Consider the following 15,850-nt stretch of genomic DNA (forward strand, 5'->3'; position numbering starts at 1 on the left):
CTAACCCCTTTCGTTTTCATATGCATTTTCCCTTTGCATACGCTCATAATACTTTTGATTCTTCCAGCTTTCATACTCACTTTTAAAAGCACGTTCCACCTTTTTCATGGAATACTGAATAGATACATTCTGTTGAAATTTTTGAAACGGCTTTGATTTTTTCATGTGATGGATTCTCTTTTGTTCCTTATCATATGCCTTCATTTCTTGTAAAAAGGCGTTTCCCATTCTTTTATATAGGTCATTGATTTTATTCGTTTTATAATTTTCATATTGCTTCTTATCATACTTTCCTTCCCCATAAGCTTCTTTAAAAACTTGCAATTCTTTGTCTAACTTTTTGAGAAATTGATCGTAATCTTTTTTATGATGATGTTGAATATATCGCCTGCTTAATTCATCAATTTCCGGCTTCAATGGTTGAATTGTATTGTAGCTATATTGCCACTGTCTTTTATCACTTGGTAACTGTTTATAAATTCGTAAAAACAGTGGTTTCAAATGTTGATTGCGCCAATCAAAAACGGAATCTTCTTTTTTACTTCTCACCATATTATTTCTAATTAAATCATTAATTTGCTTTTGTTCCTGCTTACGATCTAACAAATTATTTACGACTTTCCCCTTCATCGCATCCAATGTTTTTGGTTTTCTTTTGCCACGTTCTCTCGTTGTAAATGGTTCAACAGTTGCTACATGAATATGAATATTGTCCGTATTAAAATGAATAGCTGCTGACCAGATTGAACTTTTTTCTATCCCCTCTCTTTTTTGCATTTCCTTCATCGCAAGCCGTGTTACATCCATTAACTTTTTTTCATCCAATGTTTTTGTTTTCTCATCATAAATTCCTTGTTTCTCTAACCAGGGATTATGAAAAGAAATGACATCTTGCCACATGATACTTCCATTTTCATGAGCGGTTTTAAACATTTCCTTTAAGGACTTTTTCTCACTTTCTGTTAAACGATTTGCGTGCTCCGTAAATAGTGCCGATGTCTTTTCTGAATTCCCCATATAGTCTTGATACGTTTCGAACATTTTCGGATTCAGCTTCACTTCACTTTTCGCTTCCTCTCGATCTACATACTCAATATAGTTCTGAAACGCATCGGAACTTGGTAACACAAATTTCGTTTTTAAAACAACACCCGGTGTGACGGAAGACTGAACAGGAACCGCATTACTCATTTTCAATATCCTGCATCATCAGTTGAATAAACTCATTCATTTTTTCCATTGCGCTATAACAATCACTCATCATATGGATGTTCTTTTCAATGAGATTTTCTAATTCCATTTCCCTTTTATTTTGCTGCTGAAAAAATGCCAGCATTTCAATTTGAGCTTTCAAAAATTTTTGCCGGGATAATCCTTTCCTCTTTGCCATTTCATCTATTTTCTTTACGGCAATTGGATCTACTTCTCTAATTCTAATTTCCACTTTTCCCTCTCCTTTCTGCAAATCTGGGTAGAGATCAAAAAATAGTGAGAAGAGCATAAGGGGTTTTTGTTCCCACCTAAGGTGTGAAGCTAGGCAGAGCCTAGCAAAACGATGGGAACAAGAAAAGAAGTTGAATGTCCCCATTACGTCCCTATCTTTTTTATTAATGTCTCCACCATGTCCCGTTATTTTTTCTTAATGTCCCTTTCGTGTCCCCTTATTTCAAATGAATGTCTCCACCATGTCCCTATATCTTGTTTTACTTTTTATTAATTTCTTGTGCCTTTTGCTCTAACTTTTTGATTTTATCTCGTGCAATTTTTTGTTCTCCTTTAAACAATTCCACGTTCTTTTCTGATGATTTTATTTTTGATTCTAGGGATGCTATTTTTGATTGTGTTTCTGTTTTTTCTACTTCCGTTTGGTACTTCATTTCATCTTGTAATTCTTTTACTTTTCCATAAACTGTCTTCGCATTTTCTTCTTCCAGTTTGATTGCTTTCCCATAATTTTTTATCTTTGTTTCGATATCCTTTTTGTCCCTTTCTATAAAATCTAGCTCATATGTTTTTTTATCTTCAGCTATCAATTCGTCATTCGCTTTTGTTTTTCTTTGATCGGTAAAAATCGTCTGAACTAATTTATTCGGACTTTTTGTTGCTGCATTTTCTTCTTCAGATTCGTTCACATCTTGTGTGAATTTACGAATATCCATTTGTTCTTTTTCAGCATTTTTATTATAAATATCAAAAGCTAACGCTCCCCAATTCGGAGATAAGTCTTTTACTTCTACTACGTATTTTCCGTTCTCCTCATACAATACTTTGACAGGTAATTGAACAACTGGATTTGCTTTTTGCTGTGCTTTAAATGTATATCCTGTTTCCTCATATCCTTCTAATCGAAAGTAAATTTGTATAAAGTTTTTGTGTGGATTGTATTCCCTTTTCTCTACAATCAATTTCCCCATACCCGACAACTTAATTACTTTATTTGTCTCTGTATGAAATAGTTTTTCATCGTTTGGCATGTAAATTTTAGATGTTAGGAAAGCGAAAAAACCTAAAAATAGAAAGCTTATAATTGTTAAGTAGATCCACGACTTATTTTTTCTTAGATTGATTCTTTCACTCTTCTTACCAATTGCACCTATCACACTCTCACCCCACCTTTTTCGTTATAAAACTTTCATATTTAACTCTTCCACACTTGTAACTCGCCATGTTTCATTTTCTTTTTTCATGATGATTCGTAGCACATTGTTTACTTTTTCTTCTCGGTTTTGCGTTGCATCTGTCGTGACATTTATAAATTCAGCTAACACATTTACTTCCTCTTTATTCGGTTCATTTTCTTGTAAATAAAACTTCATTTCTATTGGTTTTGTTTTATAGGTATCTCCTAGTTCGTATTTATCAGTTGGATAAAATTGTTGTAAAAGTTCTTCACTTATAATGGATTTTGCCTTTTCTTTTCGCTCGCTGTACCCTTCTTTTTCTCTGTGAAATGATAATTGTATAAACGTTTCGGCTGTCGTTAAATACGCCCTTCTCTGTTGTTCTTGTGCGGAAGGAAGCACCTTATCCAGTCGTTTTTTTAAGTCTTCATTTTGTTTTGTTAGTAATTCATTTGAAAGTTTTAACTGTTTTTCTTTGCCATCACTCATTGATTTTTTGCTCAAATAGATATTAAAAGCTGTTACACCTACAACTAAAATGACAAACACAATAAACAAAGATTTTCGTTTATTTTTCATTCTTTTAGTCTCCTATTCTTTCGGTTTTTAGAACCTTCTTACATGACCAGAAAAGACTTTTTTCCAATACGGATTATTTAAATCTTCAATAGAAACACCTTTATTCGTTTGGCAACCAATGAATGTATTTTTATCAATTACAATGCCAACGTGTCCGTCATGTTTGTAGGTATCAAAGAAAATAACGTCACCTGGTTTCATATCATTTGCTGATACTTTTGTACCAATTTTATTTAATGTTTCCGTACTTACAGCGCCAATCGGACTGGTATACATCCCCACTTGTTCGAATGCCCAGCGTACAAAACTACTACAATCAAATATCCCTCTTGCAATGTCATTTGTGTTACGTCCTCCACCAAATACATACGTGGAACGCCCTATCCATTGGCGACCTACATCGGCAACTTTTGAACCACTACTTCCGCCACTTCCTGGATTTCCTCCTCCACCAGAAACGACAGAACCCGGCTGATAATACTTTAAAACTGCGTCAACGTACAAAATATCGCCGTAGCACGCTTGATATGGTACGGCTTCTGGTCTAAGGCAATGATACATACCCGTATGTTTTACTTTTTGATACTGTTGTTGTGAAAATTTGATTGCTAATTCTTTCGTATACTTACCACCATTTGCGCCAACAAAATCAAAAAATCCTGTCCCGAAATTGTAAGCTTGAAGGGCTGTTTTAATATGATCCATGTCCCCTGGACTCGTTACTCCGGCTCTTTCTATCGCATGTTTAAACTCCTGTACACCAGCCCAAATACTGTAGTCCGGATCTGTAATACAGTTTGGTGATTTACAATATTTCGTATTAAAAGCGCCTTCGGAACTCTGCATCGGATCACTACCATGTCCTCCGCTCTCTTGCATCATTTGAGCAAGCATTAAAGCGACAAACGGTTCCACGCCAAAGGCTTTCGCATGCTTCCGAATCGTAGGTTCCCATTTTAGAACTTCAGGTGAAACATTCATAACTTGCCCTTCACCTGTATACGTAATATCACCCGTGTCTGTTCCACTATCACTCCCCATTGCCGCAATAAAAATGCTTACTACTCCAAGTAAAAGAAAAGAAAAAAGACCCATCACAAGTAGTGCTAAAGTGATGAGCCATTTCTTTGGTATAATCTTTAAAACTAGATGCATAGAATTAAGCACCTCCCCCAAATAACATCAATTCTTCATCTGTTACTTCTACATGAAAATGAATGTTTTTTACAGCCCCAATACTTAAGATGACATCCCCTGTTGGCAAATGTGGAATCGCTGCAATCTCACTTTCACTTAACTGTCCTGCAAATACTTTTCGTAACATATCTAAACTGTTATTATCTTGTTGCATGATAAATTTGTACTGTGTAAGTTCAAATAGTTTTTTAATTTCATCAATCATTTCTTGTGAAGATCCTTCCGGTACAAAATCACGAATCGTGTGACTTGCATATAAAAGCCCTGCAAAGTATTTTCGATCTTCTCGGCTAAGTTTCGTTAAAAATTGTAGAGCATGAGCACTTTCTTTTTTCGTGTTTATGATATGATGCGCCTCGTCAATAATAATGAAATAACGAGTTACATCTTCAAAAGCAAGTTGCTTTTTGTTAAAGGCTTTTAATTGAGGCGCACCATTTGAAATCATTTCATCCCAAAGGAGATTTAACACATTAAAGATCTGTGCCTGGAATACTTCTGGTTTAAAGCTGGATATATTCCGTAAGGAAAAGGATACAACTTGTTCTTTCTTGAAATCTTCAATTGTAGTATGACCATCAAATAATTCTGCATATGCTTCTACTAAATTTGTAAGATTTAATTCAATTAATTCTAAACGATGAATTCTACTGTCTCCTAAATTATCATGATGCTTTCTAGCTTCTACATCTTGATATAATTCTTTACGAACAAACATTAAAAAGTCAGAGAAAATCGGATATTCTTTTGATTTTCTTGTTGTAATTTCATTTTTCGCTCCTTTTTCGTCATTCCATAATCCCATACGAATATATAATTTACGAAGCAAATTTTCATATTCTTTAATTTCATCATCTTTTGCTTCTGGCGCAATGAAACGATAAAAAATTGTCAATTTAGATAGATGTTGAGTGAAACTAACTTCTTCAAGTTCTGCTGTTTTGTACACTTGAAGTGGGTTAATTTGACCTTGAGAACCGTCTAATGAGATGGTCTTTCCTCCTAGTTCTTTCACTGTATCTGTAAACTCTTCTACAACATCAAATATCCGAACAAAATGACCCTTACTTGCATAATCCACACTTTTCTTTTTTAACAATGTTGATTTCCCCGCACCAGACTTCCCAATCATTACACCGTTATAACTCTTTCTTTGATTGTCTTTATGGAAGATATCAAAAATAACATTTCCTTTTGTTTTCGTTGTTCCATAATACGTACCGTATGGATCGTGCAAATAGGAATAATGAAACGGACACCCACCAGCCAAACTGACTGCCGGAATTTCTTTCCCTTTTCTTCGATTCACATAATTTTTTTGTGTATCAAAGCTCGTTACGAGTGCATCCCATTCATACTCTTGTTCATTTAAAAAGACAGCTCCTCGAAAGTTATAAGATTCTAATGTTTCCAGGATCTCTTTTACTTGTTTTTCTAGCTCATCTATTGTTCTAGCGGAAACATAAGTACGAATGTGAATACGTTTCATGACCTCACCTTGTTTCAAATCCGTATAGAGAGCTTCCAGCTCTAAAAATTCATTTTTCGCATCAATTCGATCTATATTATCCTTTGCTGTATCATGCCGAACACTTTGTTCACTCATGGATTTATTAATTGATTCAACTACTTCATTTCGATTATCACTCATGACATCTAATGTTGTGATCACATTTGGCATATTCATAATTTGCTCTAACCAAAAATCATTTACCTCTGTTGGATAATCATAGACATGAATGCAAGTGCCTAATCCATCACCTGTTTGAAAATAACTTTCCTTAAAACTAATTCCCCCTTGTGGCTGAACTCTAGCCACTAAAAAGGGGTTGTAACCTTTCTTCTTTTTTAGTTCCTCTTGTTTTTCTTTTTTAGATTTTCTACTCTTGAACGCAAACATATTGTTGCCCCCTTACTACCATATATTTTTCGTTCCTAATTTTGCATTTTGATTAAACAATTTAAACATAAGCTCTAACTTTTTCTCTTCATCCACCTCTAATAGTTCAGTAGAGCGTTTGATATATCGCTTTGCTGCATCTACACGTTCTTTTACGATTAATTCCGTTTCTCCATAAATAAGAAGGCTTCCCGATTGGTTCTGCCCCATTCTAAAAACTGAAGTTCTTTTAACTTTTGATTTAAAATTCGTTCATACAAAGGACTAGTACATTCTTTAATTTTCTTCTCAATATATCGTTGTTGTTCGGTTGTTTGACATGGAAAGTTTAAAAAAACGAGTTTAATGGACTGTTTGTAGGCTTGATAAAAATACGCATGTGAGAAAATGACAAATGCTTGTTCATCACTATTCTTAGAGAACATATCGTCACCTTCGACTTGAAGAATTTCTAAAAACTCCTCATTTTTTAGTTCAAATATGCCATCCTCCGTCATGTCTACAATTTGCATAATTTCCGCAATACTTTTCTTTACCTTTGGTGGCGCTTCTTTCTTTTTTCTAGATAAAAAACCTAACAGTTTTGGATTTTTCTTTTTCGAAGTGTCTTTCTTTGGCTTTTCTTTCTTCTGTTTTTTTACTTTTGGTTCTGCCTTTGTTCTTTCTTCTTTCTTTTTGTTAGGTACCACCTTCACAATTTCTTTTGGTTCAGAAATTGATTCTTTTACGTTTTTTTCGTTAAATCGAAATGCATTTTTCTTCGGTCTTTCTAGTTGTTTCGGCTCTTCTTTCTCTACATCTTTTTCGCTGAATAACGCCATATGTGATCCCTCCCTTATTGATCGTTATCAATGGCGCAATATGCACCTTTCCTTCTTAGCAAAGTAATAATCAATACCTCATACATTCGTTTTTGAGGATTCGTACTTGGTCGCCAAATCATGATAATTGCAATAGCTACCATGAAAAGAATAAATGGTAACTGAAAGGACTCATGTACGAAGTTCCTAAGAATCATCGTTACAACTAATAAACCAATTAATAAAAAGAAATCTATTAAATAAAGCACTTTATTAATCCGTAATTCTGTACTGATTTCCTTCGGAATCCGATAGCTTCTCATCGGGATTCCCTCCTTTTCGACAATAAAAAATAAGCGTACGATTACGCTTATTTTTTATCCGTATTCTTTTTATTTTTGTTCACAATATCTCTCCAACTTTTACCCGTATTTTGACCCATTTGATAAAAACGCTTTGTATTTTGTACCGTTTCAGAAGTATTAATTCGTTCTTGTACACCTCTTACTTTTTGTTTCACCGATGATGTAGTATGTTTAACTTTTTCGGTTGTATATTGTCCTAATGTCCGTGTTTCCTTACTGCTACTTGCTGCCACTTCTTTATCACTTTCATAAGGAATAATTGGGCTACTATGTGTCACCGTTACGATGTCGGCTGATGCCGGGCTTCCTCCGCTTGGTGCTGATTTTGGCGCTTCCACTGGCGCCGGGCTACTTCCGCTTAGTACTGATCTTGGTGTTTCCACTGGTGCCGGGCTACTTCCGCTTGGTACTGATCTTGGTGTTTCCACTGGCGCCGGGCTTTCTCCGCTTGGTACTGATCTTGGTGTTTCCACTGGTGCCGGGCTACTTCCGCTTGGTACTGATCTTGGTGTTTCCACTGGCGCCGGGCTTTCTCCGCTTAGTACTGATCTTGGTGTTTCCACTGGTGCCGGGCTACTTCCGCTTGGTACTGATCTTGGTGTTTCCACTGGTGCCGGGCTACTTCCGCTTGATGCTGGTCTTGATGTTTGATTTCCTTCACTCGCTCCTTGTCTTACCGTTCCTGGTGTTTGAACTCCTTCACTTGTTCCTTGTCTTACCGTTCCTGGTGTTTGATTTCCTTCACTCGCTCCTTGTCTCACGCCTCCTGGTGTTTGACTTCCTTCACTTGCTCCTTGTCTTACACCTCCTGGTGTTTGATTCCCTTCACTTGCTCCTTGTCTTACGCCTCCTGGTGTTTGACTTCCTGCGCTCTCTCCATTTGTTTTTCCAGCTTCTTTCATTTCATCTTGAAGACTTGTTGTTCCCGAATCTTGCCCATTCGCTTCCCCTGGATTTCCATTCCCTTCTTTTTTCATGTCTTCTTGAATAGATGGCATACCACCATTCTTTTTATCTTCTTCCTTATCTAAGTTCCCTTTTTCTTTTTCTTTTTTTGCTAAATCATTACCAGTTGCTTTTTTCTGATTCACTTTTTTCATTTGATCTTGCAATGACTCTTTATTTTCAGACTCATTCCCTTTTTTCAAACCGCTTATAAGACCAGCCACGCCACCTGTTGCCATCGCTGCCGCACTTGCTGTTTTAGCTGCTGCAACACCCGTTCCTTCTGCTGCACCTTTCGCTCCTTTTCCAATCATATTTCCGAGACTCTTCATAGGTTTTGAATTTGCGAGACTGCCAATTCCTTTACCAAGTGCGAAACCACCTACTAACATGCCCCAACTGCTCTTTAATCCAATATCTATTCCAAATAACCTTTCTACGACTGCCGGACCATCTAGAACTGCCATACTAAATGCCGCTAATGCAATCAGATACGGTACACCATTTAATTTGTCATGAACAAATCCCGTCCCAATTAGATATAGCTTCAAAGATAGGAATATCATAATCGTTGCTATAAGTATATTGAGAATATTGGATAACACAGCTTTTAACTTTTGACCATTCGCAACATCCGCTGGTGCTAATAGGTTCGCTAACAAGTAGTTAAATGCCAATTCATAAAATAACCTAGCTAATTTAATACTCACCAATAACAAAGTTAATCCTGTTATCAGTAAAGTAAAGAATATATTCCAGAAATTCCAATGCCAGCGATAATACTTCTCTGGAAAGAAATCAAACCATCCATCTTTTAATTCAGCTAAGGATGCAACTCCTAACGCATCCATTACTCTTTTATTTTTCAAAATTTTCTTTCCGTTATCTGATAAATCTTTGTCCTTTGTAAATTCAAAATCCTCATCTATTTTTTCAGTAATATCTATCTGTCTAATATTTTTTTCAGGAATATTATTTTTCGGATTCATATCTTCTTTCTTTTTCCATCCGTTTTGATCTATTACTGCAACATCTGTTATATTCTTCTTAATAATTTCATCACTTAAAGAGCCTTTTTGTTCTGATTTTACAACTGCTATGGCATCATCGGTGAACTTATCAACCTTTGTCATACCAGTACTTAATAAACAAAGTACACTCAATGTTATGAAAATATTGATGATAATTTGAGAACGGTTCATTTGTTTGTTCATAATGAACATGTAGCCAATATATAAAAACGATATGGCTAAAAGAACAACAAACAATGGATATAACATATCAACAAAATTTTGTATTTCCGGTGAATTAAAGAATCCTTTAATCCCCAGAATTGCATCTGTCACACCTTCTAAAGCATCTACAACTAAAGATAAGCCTACAATTAGGAACCATCCTAGCCAACGCAATACATAATTCACGATGTCTCCCACTTGAAGATAATCCGAGAACGATTCTAAAACCTTTAAAATCTCTTCATCTTTCACTATTTACCCTCCTCTCATGCTTGCTATTGCCCTAATACTTCTTTTGCTGTCCAATTCACTCTCTCATTTAGTCTGTCGATACGAATAATCAATTTCCCTTTTTGTTCCCGATCTACTGAAAGGAAAAGAACCGCATCTTCTAGACCAAGAATGATTTCATTTTCTTCTGTTACAAATGGCGAGTAACTATCTAAAATCAATTGCATTTTATCCGTGATTGTCGGTACACACATTCCCTCTTCCTCCTTTATTTTTGGAATCAAAAAAGCACCCAATTATTTGAGTGCTTTCTAACTTGTTACTTGTTCTTTTTCTTCTAAATCACGCAAGATTCGATTAATCTTGTTTTCGACTGCTTGATAGACACTTTTGTCGATGTGGTCATTGTGAGCTAACATTTGAAATTCACTGTAAAACTCGCCCATTTCTTGATTTTCAACTTCATCTATTGATTTACCTAATTGCGCTAAAAAGAACTTATCAACCAGTTTCAAAACTGCTAAATCAGATTCGAAAAATTCATTAACCGTTTTTTCTTTCCAATTTTCAATGGAAAGGGAATCAAACGGGCTGTCTTCCTGCTGAAATGCCTCTTCCGGAATCTCTTCATCAATACCCATCATTGTTGGCTCTTCTACTGGCTGCGATGTCTCTACTGGTGGCAAATCATCCTGTTCTGGTTCTGATGTTTTTTTCTCAATTTGTTCTGCTTTTCTCTCTCTTAGAAAATCAACAATAAGTGATTTTGGATTTACATCATCATGTAGAGAATCAATATCTATATCTAAAATAGATTTATCTGTATCGAACTCTACTCCTAAGTACTCCCATCTGTATTTTAAGGCTGTTTCCCCCGTATTATAAATCGGGCGAGGTCTGATCCGTTTTCTGTTATTATCCTGACGTTTTATGACACGAATAACGGCACTTTCTCCTTCTTTAAAATTCATAAGTTCATTTGCTGTTAACAGTGGTCGTTGATCTAGACTTTCCGTTTTATTTTTATCAGTAGAAAGACCTTTTCCGCTTCGGGAAGATAGATTAATCGTCTGATTCCCTAGTTTTTTAGAAACTTTTTCGGCGGTTTCTTGATCGTTAGTTAGAATGTAAATTGTATTCCCACAGTTTCCATCAATCGTATCTGCATCCTCACCATACTTATTTTTCAATTGTGCATATGCCTGGATTACAAGGTTAAAGCGAACATTTCTACCAAGACAAACCGTGATAATATTTGCCATTCCTTCAATACTCGGCATATTTCCAAACTCATCTAAGCAAAAAATCACTTCACGGTGACATTTTCCTCCACGAGCGAGGGATGCACCCTTTGCCAATATAAAATAAAGCTGCCTTACAAAAATAGAAGCAATCACATGATTTGAAGAATCAAAGTCTGGTGTAATCATAAAAATAGCGACTGGTTTATCGAAATAGTCCACTGTTATTACTTGTATATCTTCATTTTCTTCTACTACTTTAAATTCTGTATCACCTGTCTTTTCATCTATTTTCATAATAGAAATAGATGTTTTCTTTTTCTTATTTCCTTTTTCATTAAATTGAATGGTATCCCCAACTTTTATTACTTTCTTAAAATCTAATGCAAAACGTCCCGTAATATCTGATTTGATAGACTCCTTTGAGCCATCCGGAAATACAATTTCTATTCGTTTTCTAGGTGCCACTTTTCCTTTTATTGTTTTTCCAAAACCTACACGTTTTAAATCCACACTATTTTTTGCGGTCATTTTAGCGATTTCATCAAATGTAAAAATAGATAAACCGTTCATTGTTTGTGTAAAAATACCACCTCTAGCTTGCCCTTTTGAGAAATTAGAAGTTGCATATTGCATTTTCGCAACACTGTCTGATGGTAAATTCTCAAAGTATAAATCTAAAGCATTTTTCGGCGGTTCCTCTGGATCTATAATTATTTCTTTCGAACCAAGTTCCGATAGCATGTTAGCTACTGCATACATCGTTATTTTTTCTTCTGTTCCTTCTGCAATACATTTATCTGTTATGGCTAAAATCATGGCGTTACATAAGCTCATAGCGCAATCTTGCCAAAAAGGATCTTTAACACCTGGTTTATAATACAAAGTGTGAGAGAGTGTTTTACATAGTGCTTGCGCTGTTGAATAATCTCCATCTTTATAAGCATCTTTGACAAGCTGCAATAAGTTATAACTCATAGAATCAAGTGGAGTTAATAAATTCAAAACTTCAATGTGATACCCTCGTTCTTCCAGCGTTTCTTTTGATGCGCTGAACAACTCCCCCTTTGGATCGTTAAAAATTAAAGATGGCTTATGTTCCGCTCTAGAATAGACATCAATTGTAGGAAATACAAAGGTTTCTCCTTTACCAGAGCGTGTTGTACCAATGATTAAATTGTTTACCGGGCTATCATCAATAAATACCTTGTCACCTAATCGGGAGATAACAACACCACCGCCACCTTTAAATGTTTCCTCTCGATCTGGTACAGCTCGGTACTGCTTTTTCAGCTCTTCAACTGTTGTAAAACGACTAGAACCTTTCTCATGATTATTTAAGTTTTTAAAGGAAGATTTCAATTTGTACACTGTTCTTGCAATGGTTCCAATCACTACAAGGAAAACAAGTATGTAGTAAATCGGATGTTCTGCAATTGGCATCTGAAAAAGAAATCCTACCTCCATATGAAATGGTTTGGGGTGTAATAAATCACTAAATGTTGTTTCTATCAGCTCTAAAGTTAAGTTTAATAAAAAATTTGCGATTAAAAACATTCCAACAAACAAAAAAGCACTCAATGGAATGAGTACTTCTTTTTCAGCTAATTTATATTTGATTGATATCTTTTCACTATACATATCAAAGAATCACCTCTGTTCAATCTAGCCACACGTATTACTTCTTTAAGCCGAAGCCCGAATCATAATTATATTTCTCATATTCTGTTATCTTATCGAAGTCATTCGTTACATCTAAAGATATGATATATCCAAATTTCTTAGTAATTTGGTCATCTGTTGGCATTTGTTGAAAACTTGCTATTACTTTTATATCGGAATCCTTCATTTGTTGAAGAAAGTATATAAAATCTTCCTGACTTAAATAATTGGTTTCATCTACAATTACATATTCAAATTGTTTAGCTTTATTTATTACATCTTCTGTAATTTTAAAATTTCCATACCCTTCATTCGATTCACATTCCAAGTGTTGTAGAGTCACATGACCCGTTTTCTTCTCAAATTCTTCGTCTTCGTATTCTCTCATTGGATCTAACACTAAAACTTTTGATAAACTTAAAGCCATTTTCTTCAGTTCCCTCGTTTTCCCTGTTCCCACTCGACCTACCACCATTAAACTTTTATCTAGACTTGAAATTTGTACTAAATTTGCACTATTAACAAACATCTATATGACCCCTTTCAAATTAAAAAGGTACTCTTTTTATGAGTACCTTTTTGACAATATCAGTTAATTTTTTCTTTATTTACTCGCTACCATCTTTTCATTTTGTTTCAGAACTGGCTTTTCTTGATTCGTTGTTTTCTCTGGATTTGTCGGCTTTTCCGGTTCTGTTGGTTTCTCTGGTTCTGTCGGCTTTTCCGGTTCTGTTGGTTTTTCTGGCTCTGTTGGTTTTTCCGGTTCTGTTGGTTTTTCTGGTTCTGTCGGTTTCTCTGGATCTGTTGGTTTCTCTGGTTCTGTTGGCTTCTCTGGTTCTGTTGGTTTCTCTGGTTCTGTCGGTTTCTCTGGTTCTGTTGGTTTCTCTGGTTCTGTTGGTTTCTCTGGTTCTGTTGGTTTCTCTGGTTCTGTTGGTTTCTCTGGTTCTGTTGGCTTCTCTGGTTCTGTTGGCTTCTCTGGTTCTGTTGGTTTACCTGGTGGCTCTGTTGGTTTTTCCGGTTCTGTCGGTTTCTCTGGCTCTGTTGGTTTTTCCGGTTCTGTCGGTTTCTCTGGCTCTGTTGGTTTTTCCGGTTCTGTCGGCTTCTCTGGATTTGTTGGTTTTTCCGGTTCTGTCGGCTTCTCTGGATTTGTTGGTTTTTCCGGTTCTGTCGGCTTCTCTGGATTTGTTGGTTTTTTCGGTTCTGTCGGTTTCTCTGGCTCTGTTGGTTTTTCCGGCTCTATAGGTGGCTTTGGTTTTTCTGTCCCTGCATTTTCCGTATTACTATTCTCACCCTCCGTTATAATTGGTGGGTTCACAATTGCATCTGGTTTCTTTTCTGGTGGAAGAATATCTCCTATACTCGCTACTGAAGAAGCAATATTTTGATCGCCAAATGCAAAATGCTCTCCATTCACGGTGACTTGTGGCTTATTATCTGTAATAGCTGCAATCACGTTGTCTTTTGCTGTATCTTGAATTGATTTATCTGTCGTTTCTTTATCAAAGAGTGCTAGAACACGAGAAGTGGTGTCATCCCCCTTTTGAAGATTACTCACAATAGATTTTTCCTTAAAATTAATTTTTGATTTATCCAGCTCTTCGAGTACATAAGCAACTTCATTATCCTTACTTTGAATTGCATTCTCTGTAATTGCTTCAAAATCTTGTTTGTTCAGATCTTCTTTCTTTTCCTCCGGCTTATTCTTATCTACTTTTTTTGTAATAGCTGATTTACTTTTTGATGATTCCTTACTTCCAAACCAACTGCAACCTGTCGTACTTAATATCAATGAACCACCAAGAAAAACAATTCCCATTTTTTTGTACAGATTCTCATAATTTAAAGGCATGTTATTCTCTCCCCCTTAGATGTTCTGTAGATCTTTATCAATTTTTTCAATCTTAGCTTTCTTTTCCTCTTCACTTATCGTAGATTGTTGAATATCTCGTTTCTCTAATTCTTTGACCTCTTTCATTACGTTTTTATTTCCTTGGGTTTTGGCAAAAGAATAACAGTCTTCATATTTTTTTAGATTTACAAAAGCTTCAACAATCAGTTTCTCACGTCTACCATCCATATTGACTTTCCCCTTAAGCTTTATTACCTCCTCATATTTCTTATTAAGCGCTGCTTTTTCAAAGTCGATTACATCATTTTTGACATCAATTTCATTGATCTTATTCATGTTGTCTATCCCAATAAAATAAGCAACCACACTTTCTGCAAATTTCGGCTCATATTGTAATGCCTTATTTGCCTTTCCATTTAATAAATAGGTAAATAAAACTGCCTTCTGACTATCTTTATCTAATTCTGTGTAATTGACCTTATCGAAGTATTTAACAGCTTCTCCATACTGTTGAATGGCTGCTTGTTGTAATCCTTTTACTACATATTGTTCCGAGCCAGCATTTGCACTCGAAACTGGCTCGGAAGAGAATAACTTAAAGGCAAATATGACACCAGCTCCTATTAACACCACGCTCCCTATGACACTCGCAATAATCTTGAATCCTTTTCTATTTTCCTTTCCAGGCTTTATTTGTGTTTTCACTTCATCCGATGGACTATAAGAGGGTTCTTCCTTCCTTTCTGGTGATTCTTCTTGATATTCATATTCTTCATGAAAAGGAGAATCATTAATTTCTCTTTCTAATGTTTCTAACAGCTCCTTCTTTTGTTCCTCTTGTTCTGGATCTAGTTGCATCACATTCATTTTTTTAGAAATGTGATCAAAAATATGATCTGCATATCTCGAACCAAGTGATAGTGTACCGTTATAAATTTCATTAGAATGACCATCTAACAAATCGAAATCAATATGTTCTTGCCGCCCTGCCTCTCTATAAACTCGTTCTAATCGCTTCGTTAAGATATAAGCATCATGAAACGAATATTGCTTACCCGACTCAATTTCTGTTCCATTGCTACTCTTAAAAATGACAAACATGGCTTCTCCTTTCTTCCGTTTAATTCAAATTCACTTTGACTGATCTCTTGAATTACTATTTTCAGCTTTATTGGTTGCGTACTTATGATAGATACAAAAAACAGAAATCAATATCCAAATAACG

At 35.5% G+C, this 15,850-nt stretch carries 13 protein-coding genes and 1 pseudogene; all 14 read right to left on the reverse strand.

The features are described from left to right. Positions 1 to 1,191, reverse strand: a complete 1,191-nt coding sequence (mobP2, locus tag MHH27_RS28755) for a MobP2 family relaxase (RefSeq protein WP_340945066.1) — start codon at positions 1,189 to 1,191, stop codon at positions 1 to 3. After that, complete coding sequence (locus tag MHH27_RS28760; protein ID WP_097961264.1) at positions 1,184 to 1,444, reverse strand: hypothetical protein; 261 nt, start codon at positions 1,442 to 1,444, stop codon at positions 1,184 to 1,186. The genes mobP2 and MHH27_RS28760 overlap by 8 nt, the downstream gene beginning before the upstream one ends. Positions 1,445 to 1,703: 259 nt before the next feature. Next, positions 1,704 to 2,600, reverse strand: a complete 897-nt coding sequence (locus MHH27_RS28765) for a hypothetical protein (protein WP_097961263.1) — start codon at positions 2,598 to 2,600, stop codon at positions 1,704 to 1,706. A 21-nt stretch (positions 2,601 to 2,621) separates the two neighbouring features. Then, positions 2,622 to 3,200, reverse strand: coding sequence for a hypothetical protein (locus MHH27_RS28770; protein ID WP_016513354.1), 579 nt, complete (start codon positions 3,198 to 3,200; stop codon positions 2,622 to 2,624). A gap of 27 nt (positions 3,201 to 3,227) precedes the next feature. After that, positions 3,228 to 4,355 carry a bifunctional lytic transglycosylase/C40 family peptidase gene (locus tag MHH27_RS28775; RefSeq protein ID WP_340945071.1) on the reverse strand — a complete coding sequence of 376 codons (1,128 nt, stop codon included), beginning with the start codon at positions 4,353 to 4,355 and terminating at the stop codon, positions 3,228 to 3,230. Positions 4,356 to 4,359: 4 nt separating this feature from the next. Further along, entirely contained in the window at positions 4,360 to 6,297 is a 1,938-nt protein-coding gene (locus MHH27_RS28780) for a VirB4 family type IV secretion system protein (protein WP_340945073.1), read from the reverse strand. 15 nt (positions 6,298 to 6,312) lie between these two features. Continuing rightward, a pseudogene (locus MHH27_RS28785) lies at positions 6,313 to 7,118 on the reverse strand (hypothetical protein). A gap of 14 nt (positions 7,119 to 7,132) precedes the next feature. Then, positions 7,133 to 7,420, reverse strand: a complete 288-nt coding sequence (locus tag MHH27_RS28790; RefSeq protein WP_001258281.1) for a DUF5592 family protein — start codon at positions 7,418 to 7,420, stop codon at positions 7,133 to 7,135. Between the two features lie 47 nt (positions 7,421 to 7,467). Continuing rightward, the gene (locus MHH27_RS28795; RefSeq protein WP_340945075.1) at positions 7,468 to 9,894 is read right to left on the reverse strand and encodes a pLS20_p028 family conjugation system transmembrane protein; all 2,427 of its coding nucleotides are present in this window, start codon (positions 9,892 to 9,894) and stop codon (positions 7,468 to 7,470) included. Between the two features lie 23 nt (positions 9,895 to 9,917). Continuing rightward, entirely contained in the window at positions 9,918 to 10,127 is a 210-nt protein-coding gene (locus tag MHH27_RS28800) for a hypothetical protein (protein WP_016513611.1), read from the reverse strand. A 57-nt stretch (positions 10,128 to 10,184) separates the two neighbouring features. Further along, a complete protein-coding gene (locus MHH27_RS28805; protein WP_340945077.1) occupies positions 10,185 to 12,755 on the reverse strand; it encodes a VirD4-like conjugal transfer protein, CD1115 family in 2,571 nt (856 codons plus the stop codon). Positions 12,756 to 12,792: 37 nt separating this feature from the next. Continuing rightward, positions 12,793 to 13,305, reverse strand: coding sequence for a hypothetical protein (locus tag MHH27_RS28810; protein WP_016513609.1), 513 nt, complete (start codon positions 13,303 to 13,305; stop codon positions 12,793 to 12,795). Between the two features lie 75 nt (positions 13,306 to 13,380). Beyond that, complete coding sequence (locus MHH27_RS28815) at positions 13,381 to 14,625, reverse strand: hypothetical protein (RefSeq protein ID WP_340945081.1); 1,245 nt, start codon at positions 14,623 to 14,625, stop codon at positions 13,381 to 13,383. 15 nt (positions 14,626 to 14,640) lie between these two features. Then, positions 14,641 to 15,726 (reverse strand): hypothetical protein, encoded by a 1,086-nt coding sequence (locus tag MHH27_RS28820; protein ID WP_016513607.1) that lies wholly within the window; start codon positions 15,724 to 15,726, stop codon positions 14,641 to 14,643. Positions 15,727 to 15,850 lie beyond the last annotated feature (124 nt).

This window comes from Bacillus sp. FSL L8-0152 (assembly GCF_038006365.1).
GTDB classification, from domain to species: domain Bacteria; phylum Bacillota; class Bacilli; order Bacillales; family Bacillaceae_G; genus Bacillus_A; species Bacillus_A cereus.

What these genes read in the sequence shown, in the direction of transcription:
- mobP2 (WP_340945066.1), bottom strand. Translation starts at nt 1,191, where the DNA reads ATGAGTAATGCGGTTCCTGTTCAGTCTTCCGTCACACCGGGTGTTGTT.
- MHH27_RS28770 (WP_016513354.1), bottom strand. Translation starts at nt 3,200, where the DNA reads ATGAAAAATAAACGAAAATCTTTGTTTATTGTGTTTGTCATTTTAGTT.
- MHH27_RS28775 (WP_340945071.1), bottom strand. Translation starts at nt 4,355, where the DNA reads ATGCATCTAGTTTTAAAGATTATACCAAAGAAATGGCTCATCACTTTA.
- MHH27_RS28780 (WP_340945073.1), bottom strand. Translation starts at nt 6,297, where the DNA reads ATGTTTGCGTTCAAGAGTAGAAAATCTAAAAAAGAAAAACAAGAGGAA.
- MHH27_RS28790 (WP_001258281.1), bottom strand. Translation starts at nt 7,420, where the DNA reads ATGAGAAGCTATCGGATTCCGAAGGAAATCAGTACAGAATTACGGATT.
- MHH27_RS28800 (WP_016513611.1), bottom strand. Translation starts at nt 10,127, where the DNA reads ATGTGTGTACCGACAATCACGGATAAAATGCAATTGATTTTAGATAGT.
- MHH27_RS28805 (WP_340945077.1), bottom strand. Translation starts at nt 12,755, where the DNA reads ATGTATAGTGAAAAGATATCAATCAAATATAAATTAGCTGAAAAAGAA.
- MHH27_RS28810 (WP_016513609.1), bottom strand. Translation starts at nt 13,305, where the DNA reads ATGTTTGTTAATAGTGCAAATTTAGTACAAATTTCAAGTCTAGATAAA.
- MHH27_RS28815 (WP_340945081.1), bottom strand. Translation starts at nt 14,625, where the DNA reads ATGCCTTTAAATTATGAGAATCTGTACAAAAAAATGGGAATTGTTTTT.
- MHH27_RS28820 (WP_016513607.1), bottom strand. Translation starts at nt 15,726, where the DNA reads ATGTTTGTCATTTTTAAGAGTAGCAATGGAACAGAAATTGAGTCGGGT.